The sequence below is a fragment of the Anaerobiospirillum sp. NML120448 genome, from assembly GCF_023050945.1.
Taxonomy (GTDB): Bacteria; Pseudomonadota; Gammaproteobacteria; order Enterobacterales; family Succinivibrionaceae; genus Anaerobiospirillum.
The window spans coordinates 1-22,012 of the sequence record NZ_JALKIM010000002.1; the positions used below are offsets into that span (position 1 = coordinate 1).

11 protein-coding genes are annotated in these 22,012 nt (G+C 40.7%); 6 read left to right on the top strand and 5 right to left on the bottom strand.

The features are described 5' to 3' along the window. Positions 1-564: 564 nt before the first annotated feature. The 3 genes from purL to MXE38_RS00630 all read left to right on the top strand — a co-directional run bounded on the left by purL (position 565) and on the right by MXE38_RS00630 (position 8,222). Positions 565-4,464 carry a phosphoribosylformylglycinamidine synthase gene (purL, locus tag MXE38_RS00620; RefSeq protein ID WP_246909975.1) on the top strand — a complete coding sequence of 1,300 codons (3,900 nt, stop codon included), beginning with the start codon at positions 565-567 and terminating at the stop codon, positions 4,462-4,464. 231 nt (positions 4,465-4,695) lie between these two features. Further along, a complete protein-coding gene (locus tag MXE38_RS00625) occupies positions 4,696-6,444 on the top strand; it encodes a PAS domain-containing sensor histidine kinase (RefSeq protein ID WP_246909977.1) in 1,749 nt (582 codons plus the stop codon). Positions 6,445-6,479: 35 nt separating this feature from the next. Beyond that, on the top strand, positions 6,480-8,222 hold the full coding sequence (locus MXE38_RS00630; RefSeq protein ID WP_246909979.1) for a sigma 54-interacting transcriptional regulator: 1,743 nt from the start codon (positions 6,480-6,482) through the stop codon (positions 8,220-8,222). Between the two features lie 171 nt (positions 8,223-8,393). On the opposite strand, the gene MXE38_RS00635 is transcribed toward MXE38_RS00630, so the two are convergent. The 4 genes from MXE38_RS00635 to MXE38_RS00650 form a co-directional block, all read right to left on the bottom strand. Further along, entirely contained in the window at positions 8,394-10,256 is a 1,863-nt protein-coding gene (locus MXE38_RS00635) for an ATP-binding protein (protein ID WP_246909981.1), read from the bottom strand. 161 nt (positions 10,257-10,417) lie between these two features. Beyond that, the gene (locus tag MXE38_RS00640; protein ID WP_246909983.1) at positions 10,418-11,083 is read right to left on the bottom strand and encodes a response regulator transcription factor; all 666 of its coding nucleotides are present in this window, start codon (positions 11,081-11,083) and stop codon (positions 10,418-10,420) included. 264 nt (positions 11,084-11,347) lie between these two features. Beyond that, the gene (gene dctP, locus MXE38_RS00645) at positions 11,348-14,011 is read right to left on the bottom strand and encodes a TRAP transporter substrate-binding protein DctP (protein ID WP_246909987.1); all 2,664 of its coding nucleotides are present in this window, start codon (positions 14,009-14,011) and stop codon (positions 11,348-11,350) included. Positions 14,012-14,518: 507 nt separating this feature from the next. Further along, entirely contained in the window at positions 14,519-15,046 is a 528-nt protein-coding gene (locus tag MXE38_RS00650; RefSeq protein WP_246909990.1) for a DUF805 domain-containing protein, read from the bottom strand. Between the two features lie 568 nt (positions 15,047-15,614). Here MXE38_RS00650 and MXE38_RS00655 point away from each other — a divergent pair. After that, entirely contained in the window at positions 15,615-17,417 is a 1,803-nt protein-coding gene (locus MXE38_RS00655) for a hypothetical protein (protein ID WP_246909993.1), read from the top strand. A gap of 166 nt (positions 17,418-17,583) precedes the next feature. Here the strand turns inward: MXE38_RS00655 and MXE38_RS00660 are convergent, their stop codons facing one another. Then, entirely contained in the window at positions 17,584-18,606 is a 1,023-nt protein-coding gene (locus MXE38_RS00660; protein ID WP_246909995.1) for a LacI family DNA-binding transcriptional regulator, read from the bottom strand. 444 nt (positions 18,607-19,050) lie between these two features. On the opposite strand from MXE38_RS00660, the gene MXE38_RS00665 reads away from it, so the two are divergent. Beyond that, positions 19,051-20,136 carry a cellulase family glycosylhydrolase gene (locus MXE38_RS00665; RefSeq protein ID WP_246909997.1) on the top strand — a complete coding sequence of 362 codons (1,086 nt, stop codon included), beginning with the start codon at positions 19,051-19,053 and terminating at the stop codon, positions 20,134-20,136. A 23-nt stretch (positions 20,137-20,159) separates the two neighbouring features. After that, a complete protein-coding gene (locus MXE38_RS00670; protein ID WP_246909999.1) occupies positions 20,160-21,515 on the top strand; it encodes an MFS transporter in 1,356 nt (451 codons plus the stop codon). Positions 21,516-22,012 lie beyond the last annotated feature (497 nt).

The window sequence follows — 22,012 nt, forward strand, 5'->3', positions numbered from 1 at the left end:
AAATAAATTTAATGCGCCATATCTTGTCAAACATAATGCCTAACAAGATATAACGTAAAAGTACCATAGACTCGGCACAGATACGCCCAGAGCGAGGGGCTTGGTAAACACCCCAAGGTGGTTGAGACCTAAATCTCTCTGTGTCGTAATTGTCTCTGCTCAACTAAAACCGAAGTTTCAAGCTCCATCCTGAAAATGAGCTAGGCTCATTTTAGGATGGAGTAGTTGACTAATATTTTGGCCATGAAGGGAAAAATAATAAGGCAGTTAAGTGTGTGCTCTAGGGAGCAATGCCCGAGCGAGCAACACTGTATGAGCGTAAATCTAGTGTGAACTGTACTATTGCAGAATATAGGCTCATCAAAATATTAACTAAATTCCCATTTAACTTTAAGAGAAATTAATATGGGCAACACATTATTTTAAACGATCTATGTTAGTAATTAATCGAATTTAACATTAAATTTGTGCTTTTAAGTGCCTTTTAGGGTGAGAGAAGGCTGCGATTCTGATAAAATACAGCATCTTAATATTGTTAGTTGCCTTTTATTCAGGATTTTTTCAATGGATATTTTACGTGGCTCTTCGGCTTTATCCGATTATAAGCTTGATAAACTCGTATTGGCATTGCGTCAAGCACAAGTTGAGGTAGGTGGCATTAGCACTGCTTATGTTCACTTGATCGATTGTAAAGAGACTTTGACTGATAGCCAAAAAGAGGTCTTAGGAAAGATCTTAACCTATGGTCCAGTTGATAGTGCTCATGAGGATCAAGGTGAACTTTTCTTAGTTGTTCCACGTATCGGCACTATTTCTCCTTGGGCTACCAAGGCAACCGATATTGCTCATAACTGTGGTTTAACCCAGATTCACCGTATTGAGCGTGGTATTGCTTACTATATTAAGCCAGTATCAGGTTCTTCCTTTACACAACAAGAGCGTCAAACTATTGCTGCTTTAATCCATGATCGCATGGTACAAGTAGTTTTAAATTCTTTTGATGACGCTATTCGTTTATTTAGCGAGCAAAGCCCTGCTCCATTCAAGCAAATCCCTCTTAGTGAAGGTGGTAAAGAGGCCTTACAAAAGGCTAATGTTGAGTTAGGTTTAGCTTTAAACTCTGAGGAAATGGACTACTTATTAGAGTCCTTCAAGAGTTTAGGCCGTGACCCTAGCGACATTGAACTTTATATGTTTGCTCAAATGAACTCTGAGCACTGCCGTCACAAGGTATTTAATGCCAAGTGGGAAATTGATGGCGTTGAGAAAGATAAGTCATTATTTGGCATGGTGCGCAACACTTTTGAGAGCACCCCAGACTATGTATTATCTGCCTACCGTGATAATGCTGCGGTAATGGAAGGCTCTAAGGCTGGTCGTTTCTTTGCTGATAGCGTAACTCGTGAGTGGACATTCCACGAAGAGGATATGCCTATTTTAATGAAGGTAGAGACCCACAACCACCCAACTGCTATTTCTCCATTCCCTGGTGCTGCTACTGGCTCTGGTGGTGAAATTCGTGATGAGGGTGCTACTGGTGTTGGTTCTAAGCCAAAAGCTGGTTTATGTGGTTTTAGCGTATCTAACCTTAAGATCCCTGGCTATTTACAGCCTTGGGAGCACGACTTTGGTAAGCCAAGCCGTATCGCTTCTGCCTTAGACATTATGATTGAAGGCCCATTAGGTGCTGCTTCTTTCAATAATGAGTTCGGTCGTCCAAATTTATGTGGTTATTTCCGTACTTATGAAGAGCAAGTTTCAAGCTTCAACGGTACTGAAATTCGTGGTTACCACAAGCCAATTATGTTAGCTGGCGGTTGGGGTAATATCCGTCGTGAGCACATTCAAAAGGATCACATCAATCCAGGTGCAAAGCTCATCGTTTTAGGTGGCCCTGCAATGGATATTGGTTTAGGTGGTGGTGCTGCCTCTTCCATGAACTCTGGCCAGTCCTCAGAGGAATTAGATTTTGCCTCTGTACAGCGTGGCAATCCAGAAATGCAACGTCGTTGCCAAGAAGTTATTGATGCTTGCTGGCAGTTAGGCGCTGATAATCCAATTATGTTCATCCATGACGTTGGTGCTGGTGGCTTATCTAATGCTATGCCAGAGTTAGTATCCGACGGTGGTGTAGGTGGCCGTTTTGAGTTACGTGCTATTCCTAATGATGAGCCAGGCATGTCCCCATTACAGATTTGGTGTAATGAGTCTCAAGAGCGTTATGTATTAGCTGTTGACGAGGACAAGTTCCCAGTATTTGAGGCTTTCTGTAAGCGTGAGCGTGCTCAATATGCTGTAATTGGTGTAGCTACAGAGGAGCGCCGTGTAGTATTACATGATGATCACTTTGATAACTGCCCAATCGATTTACCTTTAGATATTCTCTTAGGTAAGCCACCACGTATGTTCAAGAAAGTTGAACATGCAACTCATAATAGCCCTGAGTTTAATGATCAAGGTATTAATGAGACTGAGGCAGCTGAGCGTGTCTTAGCTTTACCAACTGTTGCTGAAAAGACCTTCTTAATTACTATTGGTGACCGCTCTGTTACTGGCTTAGTAGCTCGTGATCAGATGGTTGGCCCTTGGCAGGTTCCTGTAGCTGACGTAGCTGTAACTGCCGCTTCTTATGATAGCTTCAATGGTGAAGCTGCTGCTATGGGTGAGCGTACCCCTGTAGCCTTACTTGATCATAAGGCTTCTGTACGTTTAGCTGTAGGTGAGGCTATTACCAATATTGCTGCTGCTTATATCGGCGATCTCAATCGTGTTAAGCTTTCTGCTAACTGGATGGCTGCAAATGGTCACCCAGGTGAGGATGCTGGCTTATTTGATGCCGTAGAGACTTTAGGCATGGAGTTATGCCCAGAGCTAGGCTTAACTGTTCCAGTTGGTAAGGACTCTATGTCCATGAAGACCTCTTGGGATGAGAATGGTCAAGCTCGCACCGTAGTTGCTCCTATGTCCTTAATTATTTCCTCATTTGCTCGTGCTGAGGATGTACGTAAGACTTTAACTCCACAATTACGTACTGATAAGGGCGAGACTAGCTTAATCTATATTGATTTAGGTGAGCGTCAAGGCCGTTTAGGTGGTTCTGCTTTAGCTCAAGTTTATCGCCAATTAGGTAATACCTGCGCTAACTTAGATCACCCAAGCCGTCTCAAGGGCTTATTCGACGCAGTTCAGTTCTTAAACAAGTCTGATTTAATTCTTGCCTACCACGATATCTCTGATGGTGGTTTATTCACTACTATTGCTGAGATGGCTTTTGCTGGTCACACTGGTGTTCAGGTAGCTTTAGATCAATTAGCTTCTAATAATTTAGCTGCTTTATTTGCCGAAGAATTAGGTGCTGTAATCCAAGTTAAGAGCGAGGACAAGGAGAAGGTATTAAATATCCTCTCAGGTCACGGCTTAGCTAATATTAGCTATGTAATTGGTTCTTTACGTAGCGATGATCGCATTGTCTTTACTCGTGATGGCAAGGATGTAATTAACAACACTCGCACTCACTTTAGAACTATTTGGGCTACTACTACTTACCACATGCAAGCTTTACGTGATAATCCTGTATGTGCTAAGGAAGAATTTGAAGACAAGGCTGACGAGAAGGATCCAGGTTTAACCTATAAGTTAAGCTTTGATAATGAGGAAAATGTAGCCGCTCCATTTATCAATGTAGGTAGCGCTCCAAAGGTAGCTATCTTACGTGAGCAGGGTGTTAACTCTCAAGCTGAAATGGCTCACGCCTTTACTCGTGCAGGCTTCAAGGCTATTGACGTTCATATGTCTCAAATCCTTGATGGTTCTGTAAGCTTAAAGGACTTCATGGGCTTTGCAGCTTGCGGCGGCTTCTCTTATGGTGACGTATTAGGCGCTGGCGAGGGCTGGGCAAAGTCTATTCTCTTTAATGATCAGGCTAAGAGCGAGTTTGCTCAATTCTTTGATCGTAAGGATACCTTTGCTTTAGGTGTATGTAATGGTTGCCAGATGATGTCAACTTTACGTGACTTAATCCCTGGTGCTTCCTTATGGCCACGTTTTGTTACTAACAAGTCTGAGCGCTTCGAGGCTCGTTTTGTTCAGGTTGAGGTTCAAAAGAGCCCATCTATCTTCTACCAAGGTATGGAAGGTTCTTTAATGCCTATCGTGGTTTCCCATGGTGAGGGTCGTGCTGAGTTTAAGTCTGATGAGCACTTACAATCATTAGAGAATGCTAACTTAGTAGCTCTACGTTATGTTGACCACTATGGTAAGGTAGCAACTCGTTACCCATTAAATCCAAATGGCTCTCCAAATGGTATTACCTCTGTAACTACTCAAGACGGTCGCTTCACTATTATGATGCCTCACCCAGAGCGTGTAGTTCGTACCATTGCTAACTCTTACCACCCAGATGATATGGGTGAGTTTAGCCCATGGATGCGCCTCTTTGCTAACGCTCGTCGTTACATTGGCTAATAGCTAAAATTTTTTCGTAAGTCATATTATTTAAGGGCCTTAAGATCACGATCTTAAGGCCTTTTTTTGTGGAACATACCCAAAGTAGATGGCATAATAAGATCTATATGGACAAAAAAAGTTTAAGCTAAGCTCTCTAGAAAATATGTTTGGCAAACTACATAAGAGTAGGTAAGATCTTTTCAATAACCTGCTAATGTTTCATCTTCAAAAGATTTATTGGGCATTTATATGAGTCAGTCTCAAGAAAATGATTATGCTTTATTACAAGAGGTAGTAAATAACACTACCTCCGCTATCATTGTAGTCAGTGAGACTGGTGTTATTGTTAAGGCCAATCAGTCTGCTTTAAATTTGTTAGGTGAAGAGACTTTACAAGGTCGTCGCTGGGTTGAGGTGATCTCAAAAGTTTTTAGGCCACGCAACGATGATGGTCATGAGATTTCTACTCGTGATGGCAAAAGACTGCAAGTAACAACAGTGTCTTTGAGCTCTGGTCAATTAATTCAAATGAATGATTTGACTGAGACCCGTTTGCTTCAAGATAAGCTCTCTCATATGGAGCGTTTATCTTCTTTAGGCCGTATGGCTGCCAGCCTAGCCCATCAAATTAGAACTCCACTTTCTGCTGCCATGCTCTATGCAGCTAATTTAGGTAATGCTAATTTACAGCCCATGGCCAGAAAGAGATTCCAAGAAAAATTGGTATCACGCCTTGAGGCCTTAGAGGCTCAAGTAAGTGACATTTTAATGTTTGCTCGTTCTAATGAGCAGACTGTTGCTCTTATTGATGCATCTCAATTAGTAGAACAAGCTTGCAACAATGTTACGGCTGTACTTACCAAAGGTGGTGCACAAATGGCAACCCAAATAGACGAAGGGCCAATGTCTATTATGGGAAATGCTACTGCTTTAACAGGAGCTCTTAGTAATTTAATTGCTAATGCAGTTGAAGCGGGTGCTAAGAGAATTATCTTAAAATTAACCCGTACTAAAGAGGCCGTGGTTTTTAGCGTGGCTAATGATGGCCCTAGAATTCCTGATGAACTCAAAGAAAAAATTTTTGAGCCTTTTTATACCTCAAAAAGTTCTGGTACAGGACTAGGTTTAGCTGTGGTGAGCGCTGTTACTAAAGTACACCAAGGCGTGCTATCTTTAGATGAATGGAATGAAACTTTTGCTACCGTCTTTAATATTGCTATTCCTTTATTTGAATCAGACCAGGTGGTGGCAAATAGCGCCCCAGAAAATTCTGTATCAAATAATGGTGAATTGGCAGCTAATAACAGCCAAGCATCCAGCGCTAATCAAGATGCTCAAGACATGAACAGCCCAAGCGCCAATGGCGCAAGCGTGAATGAGCCAAGCATCAATGGGGCAAGCGTGAATGAGCCAAGCATCAATGGGGCAAGCGTGAATGAGCCTAGCATCAATGAGCAGCAAATTTCTATGCTACGTGGTGCTCAAGATAAAATGGGCCTAGCTGCTCAAGATGAGCATCATAGCCATATTATTGGTATTGGAACTATTGAGGGCACTAAAAGCATACGAGTTGTTAATGCTGATAGCGACACCGATATTGAGAATAGTAAATTAGGATCGCTATCTGAGGATATAGCCATGCAGCAACAGGCTGCTGCTATTTTTAATCAAAACCATTATGCTAATGAGAATATAATATCTGAGGATAAGTCTTTACAAAGCGGCGCAAGTTTTGCTCATTCCTCTGCATTTAGTCATAATGACAACTTGTCGACACCATCTTTTGGTTCTTTACCTCCTACTGCCGAAGGTATTTCCAAGCAGGCTGCTAATGAGGCTAATAATGCCACATCACAGGCTTTTGCTGCTTATGCTCGCAAACATCAGCAACAATTTGCAGCGCAAAAAGCTGCTTTAGAGCAGACCAAAACAGATAGTCTTAATGATGGTTTTACCCATGTTGAGATCGATGTTCCGCATCGTCACAAGATTAATTAGCTAATATTTTTTTGTCAGAACTACGAGTATTGAAAATGTATCAAAGTCAAATCTTAGTTGTAGATGATGATAGCCAATTACGAGAGGCTATTGTTGATACCCTCATGATTACAGGCTATGCTTGTATTGAGGCTAGCAATGGAGATGAGGCTCTATCTATATTGCTAAAACGCAATGTTGATATGGTAATTTCTGACATTCAAATGGATGGCATGGATGGACATACCTTATTGCGCTCCATTCGTGATAAGTACCCTCAAATGCCTGTCTTGCTGATGACTGCTTATGCCAACATTGATGGCGCAGTTAAGGCCATGCGTGACGGTGCTATTGACTACTTGGCTAAGCCATTTGCCCCAGAGGTATTGTTAAACCAAGTATCACGTTATGTGCCTGTTAAACGTATCACCAAAAGAGAGCCTATTTGGGAAGATCCAAGTACTGGTGAGCTGTTACAACTAGCCGCCAAAGCTGCTGCCTCTGATGTTACTGTTATGATTACAGGCCCTTCTGGATCTGGTAAGGAAGTATTATCACGCTATGTGCATGATAATTCCCCTCGTGCCTCTGGTCCTTTTGTAGCCATTAACTGTGCTGCTATTCCTGATACCATGCTTGAGTCTACCCTCTTTGGTTATGAAAAGGGAGCTTTTACTGGAGCTGTACAGGCCTGTCCTGGTAAGTTTGAACAAGCTCAAGGTGGTACCATATTATTAGATGAAATCACTGAGATGGACTTAAACTTACAGTCCAAGCTGTTACGTGTACTTCAGGAAAAAGAAGTAGAGCGTCTAGGTGGTCGTAAAACTATTGCCTTAGATGTACGTGTATTAGCTACTTCTAATCGTGATTTAAAACAGGCAGTTGCAGAAAATAAATTTAGAGAAGATCTCTATTACCGTTTAAATGTCTTCCCATTACGTTGGAAGCCATTATGCCAGCGTATTGGCGATGTCTTGCCTTTAGCTCGCTTCTTCTTACAGCGTCATGCCAGTGAAAATTCCCGTGCTATTCCTGAGTTATCTAAAGAGGCTATTGCCCGTTTAGAGAGTTACTCCTGGCCAGGTAATGTGCGTGAGCTTGAGAATGTTATGCAGCGTGCTTTAATCATTTGCAATGGCAATGTGATTGAGGCTAGTGATTTAATTTTAGACGAGGCTCTTAGCAGTGCTCAGCAACAGGCTATGAGTGGTATTGCCCCAGTCTTAGCCCAAGAGCAAGTCCAGTCTAATCCAAACAATATGTACTATACTGCCATGCCACAAGGCACCATGGCCAACGCCATGCCACCAGGAGCAGCCATGACAGCAGGAGCTGCCATGCCGCAGGGCGCTATGCCTAATAATATGGGCGGCGGTGCTGTAGCTAATAATAGTGCTATTAGTAGCCAGCCTTTTAATACCTTTATCCCAAATATTCAAGGATTTGGTCAGGGCAACAATACTTTCATCCCTAGTGCTTTTAGCCAAAACAATATGATGGGAGCTGCTAATCAAGCCAGCGTTGCTCCTAATGAAGCTCCATCTGGACAAGCTCCAGTAGATGCTAATACAGCAAGTGCCGATCAAGAGTCACCAATGGACTTTGTCCGTAATCAAAAGATTCCAAGTTCTTTAGGTGGTGAGCTCAAGCAACAAGAATATCAGGCTATTTTAGAGGCCTTGGTAGATTGTAGGGGTAATCGTCAGGCAGTAGCAGATAAGCTAGGTATTAGTCCGCGTACGCTACGCTATAAAATTGCTCGCATGCGTGAAGAGGGCATGGTTATTCCAAGCTAATGAAAAAAAAGCTCTGATAGAACTATCAGAGCTTTTTTTTGACCTCCAAGCGCTAAGCGCAGGACGCAAAGCGCTCCGCTCTCTGCGCTGGGCCCTTGGCCCTTGGCCCTTAGGTGCTAGCTAAGGGCTATGGTGTGCAGGGCATTATGTGCAAAAAAGGTAGTGGCATTATTAGCTGTCAGTTACCGCTTGGAGCTCTTTAGCATTAGATATATTCTCCTTGTCAGTACCCTCTGCCTTGGTTGTAGCTGATGTTTCCAGTTTAGATGCACTATCATCAGTGGTGATAGGGTCTGACTCTAAAGGATGGTGAATGTCGATGCGAGGATCAGTCTCGTTGCGACTCTTTTGTAAAAAAGCATCCTGTTTAATCTTATTTTCATCATAAAGCTCATGTAATTTGTCTTTATAGAAAGTAATGGTAAAGACAGTACCTTCATTGAGCTTACTAGAAATACGAATTTTGCCATGGTGATAGAGGACAACACGCTTAACAATGGATAGACCCAGACCTGTACCACCTGTTTGGCGCGAATGCGACTTATCAACACGGTAGAAGCGCTCAAAAATACGAGATTGCTCCTGAGGGGCAATACCAATACCGTTATCAGATACAGTTATCAAGTATTTGTTATTGGTAGAGTGTAGTGAAATAGTGACTTTACCTTGCTCTTTGTTATAGCGAATGGCATTGTCTACTAAATTATAAATGAGCTCATAAATGTAGCGATTTACCGCCACAAAGCAGATATCATCACCTTGAATACGAAGTTTTACCTGACGCTCTTGAGCTTTTTCCTGTAAGTTCTCAAATACCTCATGGCAAATAGTCTTAACAGATAATTCTTCCATAATGGCTATCTGGCCTTCATCTAAATGAGAGAGGAAGATAATATCTTCAATTAAGGTCTTAAGACGTGAACTTTGCTTATGGATACGAGAGGCAAAGTGCTTAATGTCATCACTCTGTACAAAGCCATTAGCCATCATCTCAGAGTAGCCAATAATAGATTGTAGTGGTGTTTTAAGCTCATGAGATACGTTAGCAGTAAACTCTTGGCGTATCTGTTCGGCACGATTCTTTTCAGTAACGTCAAATATAATTAAGACATAGCCTAAACAAGTACCATTGTCGTTAATCTTACCAAAGCGAATCTCAAACTCACGACCGTCTTTTTCTACAGTTTTGGTCTGCTTAGGCTCGGTTGATGCTAGATCCATCATTTCTTGAATGAAATCGGAGTTATCAATAGCTTTATAGCTTTGATTAATGCAGTTTTCTTTAGTTACTCCAAAAATCTTACGGGCGATCTTATTGATAGAAACAATATTACCTTTAGCATTTAACAACACTAAGCCGTCAGACATGCTTTTAGTAATAGTTTGAAATTCGTTACTTCTTAAACGCAGTTCTTGGAATTGCTCATCAATCTTATGTTGTTGCATGCCAATACGCCATAAGAAAGGTTGCAATTCGACATAGGTGTTATTTTCTGGCTCTGATAAAGAGCGAATATCATTAATGTTAACTTTATTGATAGGTTCAATAATAGAGCGCGATAAGAGGGTAGCTACGTAATAGCAACCAATAGTGAGTAATACCATCATTACTATTAAGAAAATAGTAAATTTTTGGGTATAAAGATATAAGGAATCACTAGTAAAGGATAGGCGCAGTACTTGTCCTGAATTTAACTTAATAGCGTGATAAAAAGTTTGCTTTTGCAGAGTATCAGAAAAGCGTCTGGTACTAGATTGACCAGCTAAGAGGGCTCTTTCTACTTCTTCTCTATTAAGGTGATTATCTAGGTGCTTAGCATCAACCTCACTATCGTATAAGATAGAACCATCAGGATTAATAATGGTAATTCTTACCCAATCGTAAGTGGCATCTTCTAAAAAGTCAGGGCCATGCTTATTAATAGCACTAGAGATAATAGTTCCAAAGTTCTCAAGATGTTTGATTTCATCTTGAGTCTTTAAAAACTGATGAATCAAAACAGCGGCAACAGATAAAATAATTAGTAAACCCACTGATAACTTTAAAAAGGCATGAAATATCTTTTTGCGCACAATAAAGACCTTTAATAAAAAAGGCCTAAGCACCACAGTGATTTTAAAGAGTGTTCTATGCAGCGTTGACTCTCAAAATCATTATAGCTTAGGCCTTATTAGTTAATACTATTAACAAGTATTTAGTATTCGAGCTTATAACCTACGCCACGTACGGTTTTAATAAGATTAGCAGCGTCGCCTAATTTAGAGCGTAAAGTTCTAATATGAACATCCACGGTACGATTTTCGCCATCGTAATCGTGACCCCAAATTAAATCTAAAATTTGCTCACGGCTATAAACACGGCCTTGGTGTTTTAATAATAAAGCTAAGAGCTCATACTCTTTGTAAGTGAGCTCAATAATACGATCACCATCTTTAACCACATGGCTGCCTTCGTCTAAGGTTAAAGTACCTGCTACTAAGTTCTTTGGCTCTTCTTTTTTGTAGCGACGTAATACAGCTTTGACACGAGCGACCATTTCCATCATAGAGAAAGGCTTAGCTAAGTAGTCATCAGCACCTAAATCAAGAGCCTGAATTTTTTCGATTTCAGCACTACGTGCTGTTGCCATAATAACTGGTAAATCACTAGTTTTAGCTTGTCTTTTAATAAGTTTTAAAAGCTCTACGCCATCATAATCAGGCAACATAACGTCAAGCATGATTAAAGAAGGCTTTTGATTTTCTAAGGCCTTAAGAAAGCTTTGACCATCAGCAAATCCTTGAGCCTCAAATCCCATAGAATTTAAGGTATAAAGCACAATTTCACGGATGCTATTGTCATCTTCTACATAAAAAATCATAAAAAACCTCAAAATGCTTGTAACAAAAGCAAGAAGCTCAACAGTTTCGTCTAATCATACATTGATAAGCTAGCTGCTTTTAATGTGGCGATTATCTTATTAAATTTGGATTAAGACCAATCAAGAAGTAATGTTAAATGTATGTTAAATACCAAATTTGAGCAACATAAATATGTTAAGTATAAATTTACAGGCACAAAAAAGCCCAAATATTGTTCAATATTTGGGCTTTTTTTAAAAGTTTAGCTTATAAAGCTATGAATCTTACTTGGCCTCAACAGCAGGGGCAGCTGGAGCTACAGTAGTCTCAGCAGCTGGAATCTCTTCTACCTGAGCCTCAGCTGGAACAGCTGGCTCTACAGGAGCCTGAGCAGACTCTGGTAAGTCAGCTACAGCAGGGCCGTGCTTCTCAGTTGCCTCTAAAGTCATTGGCTTTACAGCCTCAGCAGGTGCAGCCTCAACAGCAGGTGCGGCTACAGGCTCTGGGGCGGCAGCAACAGCTGGAGCTGCTACTGGAGCAGGAGCAGCCTTAGGAGCTGGGCCAACTGGAGTTGGCACTGGAGCTGGTAAAGGCTTAGCAAAAGGGGCCTTTACTGGCTTGTGGAACTCCTCTGGAGCTGGAGCATGAGCTGGACGAGTCATAGGACGCATATCAGGCTGAGCAGCTGGAGCCTCAACTACAGGGCTCATTACTGGAGCCTTAATGTCTACTGGAATAACTTGTACTGGCTGAACAGGAATCATCTGTACGGCCTGGAACTTACCTGGAGCTACCTCAATGTATTGGATAGAGCTCTCGCCAACAGGGATGTACTGTAATTGTACTGGAGCTGGCTTCTTAATTGGCTTTGGTAACTTAACAGGTTGTACTGGCTTAATTACAGCTGGAACATCAAATCCTACTGGAGCCTGGTAGCTGTGCATTGGTCTTGATACAGGCTCAAAACCCTGTACAGATGGACGATCTTCAACTAAAGAGTCAAAACCTGAAACGCTAGGTACGTCCTCAACAATTGGCTTAAAGCCGCTTACGCTTGGAGTATCTTCAACTAAGTGGCCTTTAACTGGCTTAGCTGGAGCTGGTGCAGGTGCTGCAACAGGCTCAACAGGGCCTGCAGCTGGCTCCTCAGCAGCTGGTGGGCAAACAACTGCTTCTTGAGTCTCTTGAGCTGCAAAAGCTTCTACAGCCTGATCATCAGCGGTTTCTGGGGCCTCAGCTAAAACTTCCTGCTCAAGCTTTGGTGCAATGTCACCCTCAGCAATAGGCTCTACTACAGCTTGCTCAAGCTTTGGCTCGATTTGAACTTGCTCTACAACCTCAGTCTCAACTACCTCTACAACCTCAGCAGGAGCGGCTTGCTCAGCTGGAGCGACCTCAACAGGGGCAGCTTGCTCAGCTGGAGCGGCCTCAGCAGGGGCAGTTTCTTCAGCTGGAACTGGCTCAGCAGGAGCTGCTTGCTCAGTAGGAGCGGCCTCAACAGGGACAGCTTCCTCGGCTTGTGCAGCCTCAACAGGAGCGGCTTCCTCGGCTGGAGCAGCCTCAGCAGGGGCAACTTCCTCGGCTGGAGCGGCCTCAACAGGGGCAGCTTGCTCAGCTGGAGCGGCCTCGGCAGGAGCAACTTCCTCGGATGGAGCGGCCTCAGCAGGGGCAGCTTGCTCAGCTGGAGCGGCCTCAGCAGGGGCAGCTTGCTCAGCTGGAGCGGCCTCGGCAGGGGCAGCTTGCTCAGCTGGAACAGCCTCAGCAGGGGCAGCCTCTACGGCCTCAAGAACGTCACCCTTTACGTTGGTTACAACCTCTGGGATGGTATCAATAGTGTCTTGAGCGGCTTGCTCTGCGCTCTTTTGTACGTGGTATTCGATAGGTAATAAGGTCTTAACCTTATCTGGGTCTAAACCTTGGTTATTTAAGAATAAGTTTAAGGTCTCTAAACCTAAGCTCTCAATGTAACGCTCATAGATTGGTAAGGCCTTTTCACGGAAGAGGGCAATCTGCTCTGGAGTTAAGGAAGTAATCTTAACGCCTCTTTCCTCTAAGGTCTTTAAGTAGAGCTTTTTAAACTCAGTAGAAAGGTTGAGACGCCATGCCATGGTCTCTTTTAAGCTTTGGTTAAATGCTTCCTTTTGATCATCAGATAACTTCTGATAGCTCTCATCGTTAGCAATCCAAACTTGGGTATCGTAAATACCATTCCATAAGGTTAAGAATGGTTGCTCTTTGTAAAGCTTATTAGTGATAAAGGAGGCTACATTGCTCTCTTGACCTTGAATCTCATTATTTTGAAGAGCGCGATTTACTTCGCTAAAGTCCATCTTAACTGCTTGAGCACCTAAGGCTTCAAAAGTAGTTAATGCACCCTCAAATGGAGGAACACGGAACTTAATGCCTTCAAGATCTTCAGGAGAGGTGATCTCACGAACATTGTTGGAGATTTGACGGGCACCGGCAGAGTACATGGTTAAAAGGTCAATGCCGTGAGGTTGTAACCAAGAGCCTAAAATTTCGTTAACATTTTGATCTTGAACAAAATAGTTAATTTGGTCGTCGTTTTCAAATAAGAAAGGTAACCAGAAAGTACCAAAACGCTGGTCAAGATTGTATAAATCGGTGGCAGAGCAGATCTGAATATCAATAGTGCCATCCTTTAACATATCAATAGCACGGGATTGATCGCCGCTGCTTAGACCATTGTTAGGATAGATTTGAACGCCGATTTGCTGCTCTGAATTTGCCTCTACTAACTCCTTAAACTTAAAGGCAGTTAAATCAGCAATTGAGCCAGCGGAGCGGGCGTGGGAGAGTCTTAAAGTTACAGCATAATCTGGCTGAGACGCGCTGGAAACAATAGTAGCAACGCCAGTGAGAACAATACAGATACCAAAAGCGGTAACGAATTGAGCATTTTGTGAAGAAACGATATTCTTTAACATCAGACCCATCCTAATCTATGTAAGCGTCAAATCAAATAAGACTAGCAACTAGTGCTTAATCTTTAAATAAAAAAACCGTGGCCTGTTAAGGCTCTGAGTAAATAAAGGATTACTCGACCTAAATGTGTTTTAAAACCAACTAAACTACAATTATTTGCTGGTAAATATACTTCCTAAATCAGCTAACCAAATACAGCTAAAATTTCTTATTAAGAGCACGTTTTAAGTACATGAATTGATACTTTCAGCGGTATATAGAAAGTGCGCATTAGGAAGGAGATTCTTATGCTTGATATCTTGTTAAGGTAAATTTTGTGTAAAACACGTTACCGCTCCACAAGATGACATTGTATTAATAATAGCATTACCTAGGCTTATTAGTCAGGAACAATCTAAAAAGAAATTTGATCCAGTTCACAAAATAGCTAATCACAGTAACTTAGTGATTAGAATGGGGTTGGCAACTTGAATCTTGGCTCAAAATCGCTCATTAAAATAAGCTGAAAATTATTTGCGGATCTTTTTATAAGGGGTTGGTTTTATCACTGTCAGGACATTGTTCTCAATCTTATATTGATTGATGTTAGAGCTGTCAATAATGATGCTTCTAGGGACTCCAAAACGGTTATCTTCATTGGAACCTACTTTTGATAATGTTATTAATAAATTAATACTAAAAAAGCTCAATATTAGTGTATCCATAACTAAATAGTTGAGCTTGTTTTCAGGACCTGCGTAAAGAATGGTGTCTATCAGGTGAATGATAGCTAAAAACAATGGCATCAACAGCCAGCCACGCTTATCAACATCATGTAATCTTCTAATAGTAGCAACTACTAAAATCCACATACCATAAAGAATGATGACACATAGGGAAACGGTGTTGACATCACAGACAACAGAGGTCAAGAACAAACAAGAAGAGCAAAACAACCAGAACACTACAAATTGCCAAAACTCTGAGCGGCTAGCTCTATTTTTATAGTTAAAGGCATTATAAAAAGTGCAACTGGTAATAGCATCATATAAGTACATAGCAACGATCCTTAGCACATAGTTAGCAAGATAGATTAGAAAACTAAAGGCAAGTTCAGTAGCTGCTGGCTAAAAGTTACCAATTACTAAAGCCAAACAACCAACCAATTAACCAGCCAATAGTGTTTTGATAAAAGTGTTGTTTGGAAGTGTATTACTAGAAGTTGGTAAGATTGATTTAAAAGGCACTCTAAGGACAAAAAATAACTATCAAGCGCACTAAGAATGGCTTATATATGGGGGTGTAAAAATACGAGCGACTGGCAGTTGGGATTTATTATTGGCAATTTAAGTAAAAAGTTATCCAGCCTTCAACAAAGTCCTAATAAATGTACTAGATTAGGCTAAACTTGGTAGGATAAAACCTAAGTATCAGGCGCAAGGATGGCGGCTATTGATGGTAGTAGCTAGCCTTAAGCTTATGTCAGTAGATATTATTATAAAAGTTAGAATATAGTGTCATGTTATATTTTGAAAACATGATGCATTAAGGGCTAATATTTTTAAGAAAACATGACAATATAGGTATGATACAATGTCGTAGTTTGTTTAACAGAGATTACAAATCATGGGCCGTAAATCTTCAGGAAAAGACACTGTCTACATTAATGAGCGTAAGCAAAAAAATGGCGAAATTTATGTAATGGAAATTACTAAAAGATGGGATCCTGTAAAGAAAAACATGGTTTATGTTTCATCAAGATTACTGGGAAAAAAGGCATCTCCAGATTCTGAACTTGTCAAAACAAGAAGCAAGGCTCAGCCTCATAAACAAAAAGCACTAGTTAATGAGAGCATCAAGGACACGGCTCCTGCTGCTCTTAATCCTACTGTTGATGAAGCCTCAAATAAGATTGAGGTATCCAATATCGGTACTGATGCAACCCATCATAGTGCTATGGATCTTTTACTCTTTGCTGAGAAGCAAGCTGGTCTCAAAGAAGATATTGAGAGTGTGGTTGCAGATATTTCCATTGCTGACAAGATAAGATCTTTAGGCTTATTTGTTAATTTAAACAATGGCCAATCATTCACTGGAATTTATCATGATCAATTACACCATGATTACCCATATACTGACGGCATGACTGAGGCTGTATACAATGATCTTTTTGAAAATTTGGGTCATGACCACAGTTCTATGCATAGCTTTTTTGCAGCAAGGGTAAGTCGCTATGTTAACGACCATCCAGGAGAAACTATCTTTGTGGCCTACGATGCAACTATTGTCCCTACAGAATCAGACAATCTTAATGCAATAGGGTCTCTGTGCCATGAGGACTCTTGTGGCAATGCTAAAAAGGTGATAGCTCTTTATACTTTAGATAATCATCCTTTAGCTTTATTTAACGTTCCAACTAATATTAGCGATGAAAGCTTTGCCCAATATGCAACTGAGTACTTAAGAAGTCTAGAGGTTGCTGATTACTTATTGGTAAGTGCTAATGGCTTTATGAAAAAGTCTAATCTTGTTCAATATGATCAAGATGGCGTTAATTACCTAGGACGTATCAGTAATTCACTTAGCTTATTTAAGGAATACTTCCCAGAAGATCCGTATGAGTTTGAACTAGATCCTAAGTGCTGTTGTGAGTGTGACCCTGCTGTGTCGTGTAAAAAAATACAACTTAGCAATGAGTCTTTGCTTAAGACTTTTGGGGGAGATAATGAGGAAATTAACAAGAGCATTCTTTGTAGACCTCATTACCTATATATCTTTTCTGAGCGTAATAGGAATCAGGAAAACTTCCAAAAAATTTCTCTTGAGGCCAAATCAATCCTCAAACTGTGCAATGATGATAGCTTGTTAACTGCAGATCAGGTTAAATTTAGAGAGAAATATCTTGTTTTGACTGAAAATGGTCAATGGGATATTAATTCTCGAGCAATAGCACAATATAGCAGGGAATTTTGCTGCTTTGTTTTATTGTCAAATATAGATCTAACTATTGATCAAGCTTTACAGCTACATCGTAAGAGCAATGGTGTTGTATGTTTTTATAATGAAAACAAACAGCATACAGCTGATGCTAATACTCAAGTGCAAGATGAAAGCCGCTATACGGCTCGATTATTTGTCCAATTTTATGCACTTTCAATCAGAGAGTCTTTGCTCAGATTAATTAGGGAGTGTCAAGAAAAACTCTCTGAGTGTATTGCTGCCAATGAGAATGTTCCTGGCCAAAAAACTATCGTTAAAGAGCATAAGCATTTGCTCTCATGGCTCAATAATACATCATGGTTTGAGCTTATAAAGTGGTTTGATTGTCCAGAGACTTTAACTCTGAAAAATGCTATAGCTTGCGCAAGATTCTCTCCAGAAATGAAAATGCGTGATAAGTTGTTTTTTCAGCATATTGGTTTAATTTAATATTCGCTATGGCTATGGCTGAGCAGTAGCTGTGGTTGCCTCAGAGAGGTGGTAGTGGCTGTGGCCGCAGCCGCTGCCGCAGGCACTGGCGTAGCCGAGGCTGTAGGAGGGGGCTAAAAAAGTAAGCTAGGGTAGCTTACTTTTTTGGGTGGTGTTTAGTGGAGATTTAGGAGAGGTTGATGCGAGCTTTGGGAGATGAGGCTCGAATAAATAGCTCTCCTTGTAGAGTACGAATTTTTTCTTTTTTTACTTGTTTGCCGCTAGCCAGAGCATATGCATATTCAACAGCTAGACGGGACATAGCATCATAAGGCAATTCAACTGAGGTAAGCTGTGGACTTAGCTCTTTACAGATGGCTTGATTGTCATAACCAACTACAGCTATATCTTTGCCTACTTTCATATTAAGTAAGGCAAGTGCCTGATAAACACCTAGAGCAACATAATCTGAGGCGCAGAAAATAATATCATAACTTGGTTCTTCTTTTAGCTTTTCAATTACTAAGCTACAAGCCTCTCGTAATGACCATGAGCAATACTGAACATCGTCTAAAAGCAGATTGATATTGTTGTCCTGATAAGCATCTTTAATGGCACTAATGCGATCTTGGGTAGCCTTCATCCAATTATCGCCAGCAATAATTAAAGGATGTTTATAGTAAGGAGCTACTGCTTGAGCTAATTTTTTAGCATTTTGATAGTCATCAGGCAGTACCGCAATAACATTGTTATTGTCCTTAGGGTGGCAATTAAGATAAACAGTAGGTATAGGCAATTGAGATAAAGAGCAATTGTCTGAGGTCATATTAGTAGCCACAATGGCTGCATCATAATCACCACTAGCAATATCATCTTTAATCATAGCCTCTCCTTCTTTGGTAGAAAGAGTAGCTACAGTTTTCAAACTAATATTAAGATCTAAAGCTCGCTCCATGGCAGCATTAATGGTCAGTAAAAAATGGTCATAGCAATATAAAGAGCCATCAATAATGAACACTACTTGCTTATGAGAAGAACGGCGAGGGGTGGATTTTTTGGTATAGCCTAATTCACGAGCAGCATCGAGTACTCTTTTTTTAGTTTCATCAGAAATTGACACGGCATCGGAATTGTTTAGCACAATAGAAACAGTAGGCTGTGATACTTGTGCCTTTTGAGCAATCATGCTCATAGTTACTTTAGATGCCATGCGGTGATGCTCCATTAGTAGCTGCAATAACGATGTTTGTACTAAAAACAAGATAAATTACTTATTTTAGTATGATCGTCAAAATTATAAAAAAGTGTGAGCTAAGTGTCAAAACTAGCTAATAATATTAGTAATACTTAAATAAAATTGATTACAATCAGCAGTGACAACTAATTGTATTAGTTCATCTTAAATTACCAATTTCTAATCTTAAATATTAGAATCCCATGCTTGTTAAGTCATGATGACTTAGATATTTAAGCTATTATTGCCTTATTCAGAATTATTCAATAGCCGATTATAGATAACTTGTGGGGCCATCTTTAGTTGTTAAGGTGGCCACTATTTTCTTACATTTTATTACTAATAATATTAGTAAATGCTTACATGATTTACTAATTTATTAGCAAAGCATTTGTCTTATAAGGAAAGGGAGCTTTAATTATGAAACGCCGTTGGACAGAAGAGGAAATCAATGCTTGGGCTGCACAGCGTCCTTGGTTTGTAGGTATGAACTTTCTACCATCTACAGCTGTAAACTGGAATGAAATGTGGGCCAAAGAAACTTTTGACTTACCTACTATTAAACGTGAGCTTTCCTATGCTCAAAGTATTGGTATGAATACCTTACGCACTAATTTACCTTTTATTGTCTATCTTTACGACAAAGAAGGCTTAATTGAGCGTATTGATCAATTCTTAGCTGCTGCCAGCGAGTGTGGCATTCACACTATGTTGACCTTAATGGATGATTGCGGATTCTCTGGTGAGCATCCTTATATTGGTTTCCAAGGTGAACCACGTCCTGGTGTTCATAATTCTCGTGGTGCTGCAAGCCCTGGTCGTAATGTTGTGACTCAGAAGCTTTACTGGCCTTTAGTAGAGGAATACATTCGCACCATTGTGCGTCGTTTTAAGGACGATGAGCGTATCTTAATTTGGGACGTATACAATGAGCCAAGTAATGATGGTATTTTCGGCGATGATGGTCAGATGCTTCATTTCCAAGGCCCATTAACCGAGCACTCTTTAGAGCTTTGCAGACAAGCTGTCTCATGGGTACGTGATGAAGATCCTAGCCAGCCATTAACTGTTGGTGCTTGGCGTAATATGAAGATCTTTATTGACAGAACTCCAAAGATTTTCGATCACGAAATCGATAAGATGGCTTTAGAACTCTCTGATGTCATTACTTTCCATGCATATTCACCAAAAGACGTAATTGAAGAAACTTTAGCTATTTTAGAGCCACTCAACCGTCCTATTATGTGTACTGAATGGCTTGCTCGCCATGCTCAGTCAACAGTTGAGGATATTCTTCCTATCTTTGCTAAGCATAAAGTTGGTGCATACAACTGGGGCTTAGTAAATGGTAAAACCCAAACTCATTTACCTTGGCCAGTAATTATGCAAGCTAGCCCAGATTACATTAAGACTTGGTTCCATGATTTATTTAAGGCTGATGGCAGTGCTTATGACCAAGCTGAGCTTGATCTTTTTGCCAGCTTAATTAAAGAGCATAACGCTTAGTTAATAGATAAAGGAGTTAATCTATGACAGCTGCTAAAATTCCTCTAAAGGCCTTAGCCTCATATTTTGGCTTTGGTATGGGCCAATGCTTTAGCTTTGGTTTAGTTGGTACCTTCATTCTTTTCTTCTATACCGATATTCTTGGTATTAGTCCTGTTGCTGCCAGTACCATTTTCTTAATTGCCCGTGTTTGGGATGCTTTTAATGATCCAATTTTTGCTGGCTTAATTGATAGCTTAAATTTAAAGAAAGGAAAATATCGTCCTTTCTTAGGATTTATGCCTTTTGTAATCTGCATTATTACCGTACTGACCTTTATTAATGTTGACGGTGATATTTGGTATAAGACTTTATACGCTGGTGCAACTTATATTCTTTGGGGCACTTTATATACCATTAGTGATCTACCTTTCTGGTCTATGACCACTGTATTGTCTGACGAGCCTCAAGAGCGTGCTAAGGCTGCTACTTGTGCTATGTTAGGTGTAAATGCTGGCATTGGTTTAGCCATGTTAGTATTCCCATACTTAGCTGATTTCTTTGCCGAGGGCCGTGATGACAAGGGCTATTTACCAGCAGTAATGGTATTAATGGGTCTAGGCTTAGTGTTGATGCTTAATGGCTACTACAACACTAAAGAAAAAGTACGCCCTCAAGGTGATGCTGCTAAGGTAACCTTGCTTCAAACCTTTAAGGTAGTAAAGACCAATAAGCCTTTATTCATTATCTTAGGCATTTTCTCTATGAATGTCTTTGGTAATATTGCTAACAACCTTTATGTATATTTCTTTACCTACAATATGGGTAATGGCGGTTTAGTAGCTGCTGTAGGTACTATTACTATTTGTTGTTCTATTGCCTGTTTAGTAACTCCAGTACTAACTGCCCGTTTCCGCAAGCGTGATATCTTCATTGTGCTTTGTGTATTAGAAATTATTGCTCGCATTGGTTTCTACTTTAGCGGATATGATTCTGTAGCCTCTGTAATTATTTGGTTGTCTATTGTGAACATTATCTTCATGATGACCAACCCATTAGTTTCTGCCATGATTGCAGATACCGTTGAGTACTCTTATTACCATACAGGCAAGCGCTGTGCTGCTATTACCTTTGCAGGTCAAACCTTCACTGGTAAGCTCTCAGTAGCTATTGCAGGCGGTGTTTCAGGTGTTGTGTTAACTATTTTAGGCTATGTTCCAAATGCTACTCAAAGCCTTGAGACTTTAGATGGTATCTTCTTCTGTATTGCCTTATTACCTGTAGTAGGTACTATAGTGCGTATTATCTTGTTAAAGATGTACACCTTTAATGAAGAGCAGCACGCTGATTTAGTTGAAAAGATCAATCGTGGCGAATTTAATATTACCGCTAAGATTTAAAGTAGTAGTTAAGCTATATTAGCTCAAAACAAAACACACATGCTTAAGGCGTAGGTCTATTAATAGGCTTACGCCTTTTTATTTGAAAAAAATAGCGCCATGCGCCACTCCCTTGCCATTATTACAACACCTCTAATGTCCTGCATTATGGCAATTTGCAGTCCTAAGCTCATACCCAGTTTAAGGCCATGGTTCAGGCTCAGGCCCAGGCCTTGGGCATGAGCTTGGGCATGGGCCTATGGCTCAAGCTCATGGCCAGGGGTAGGGCTAAATCCAGGGAAGGCCCTAGGCCTTTACTGTGATTAAAGATTGATTTTGAGTTCTTGGTTCTTGGTGTAGCCTGGTTAAAGCAAGGTTCAAGATTGAGCGTGAGCTCTCCTGTTAAAGCTCCATCTCAAGTCTTAGGGCTAAGGGGCTTGCAGCTGTAAATAAAATGATGGTTTGATGAGGAGATGTAAGGGCGGGCGGTCAATTATTAGGATAGGGTATTAGCAAGG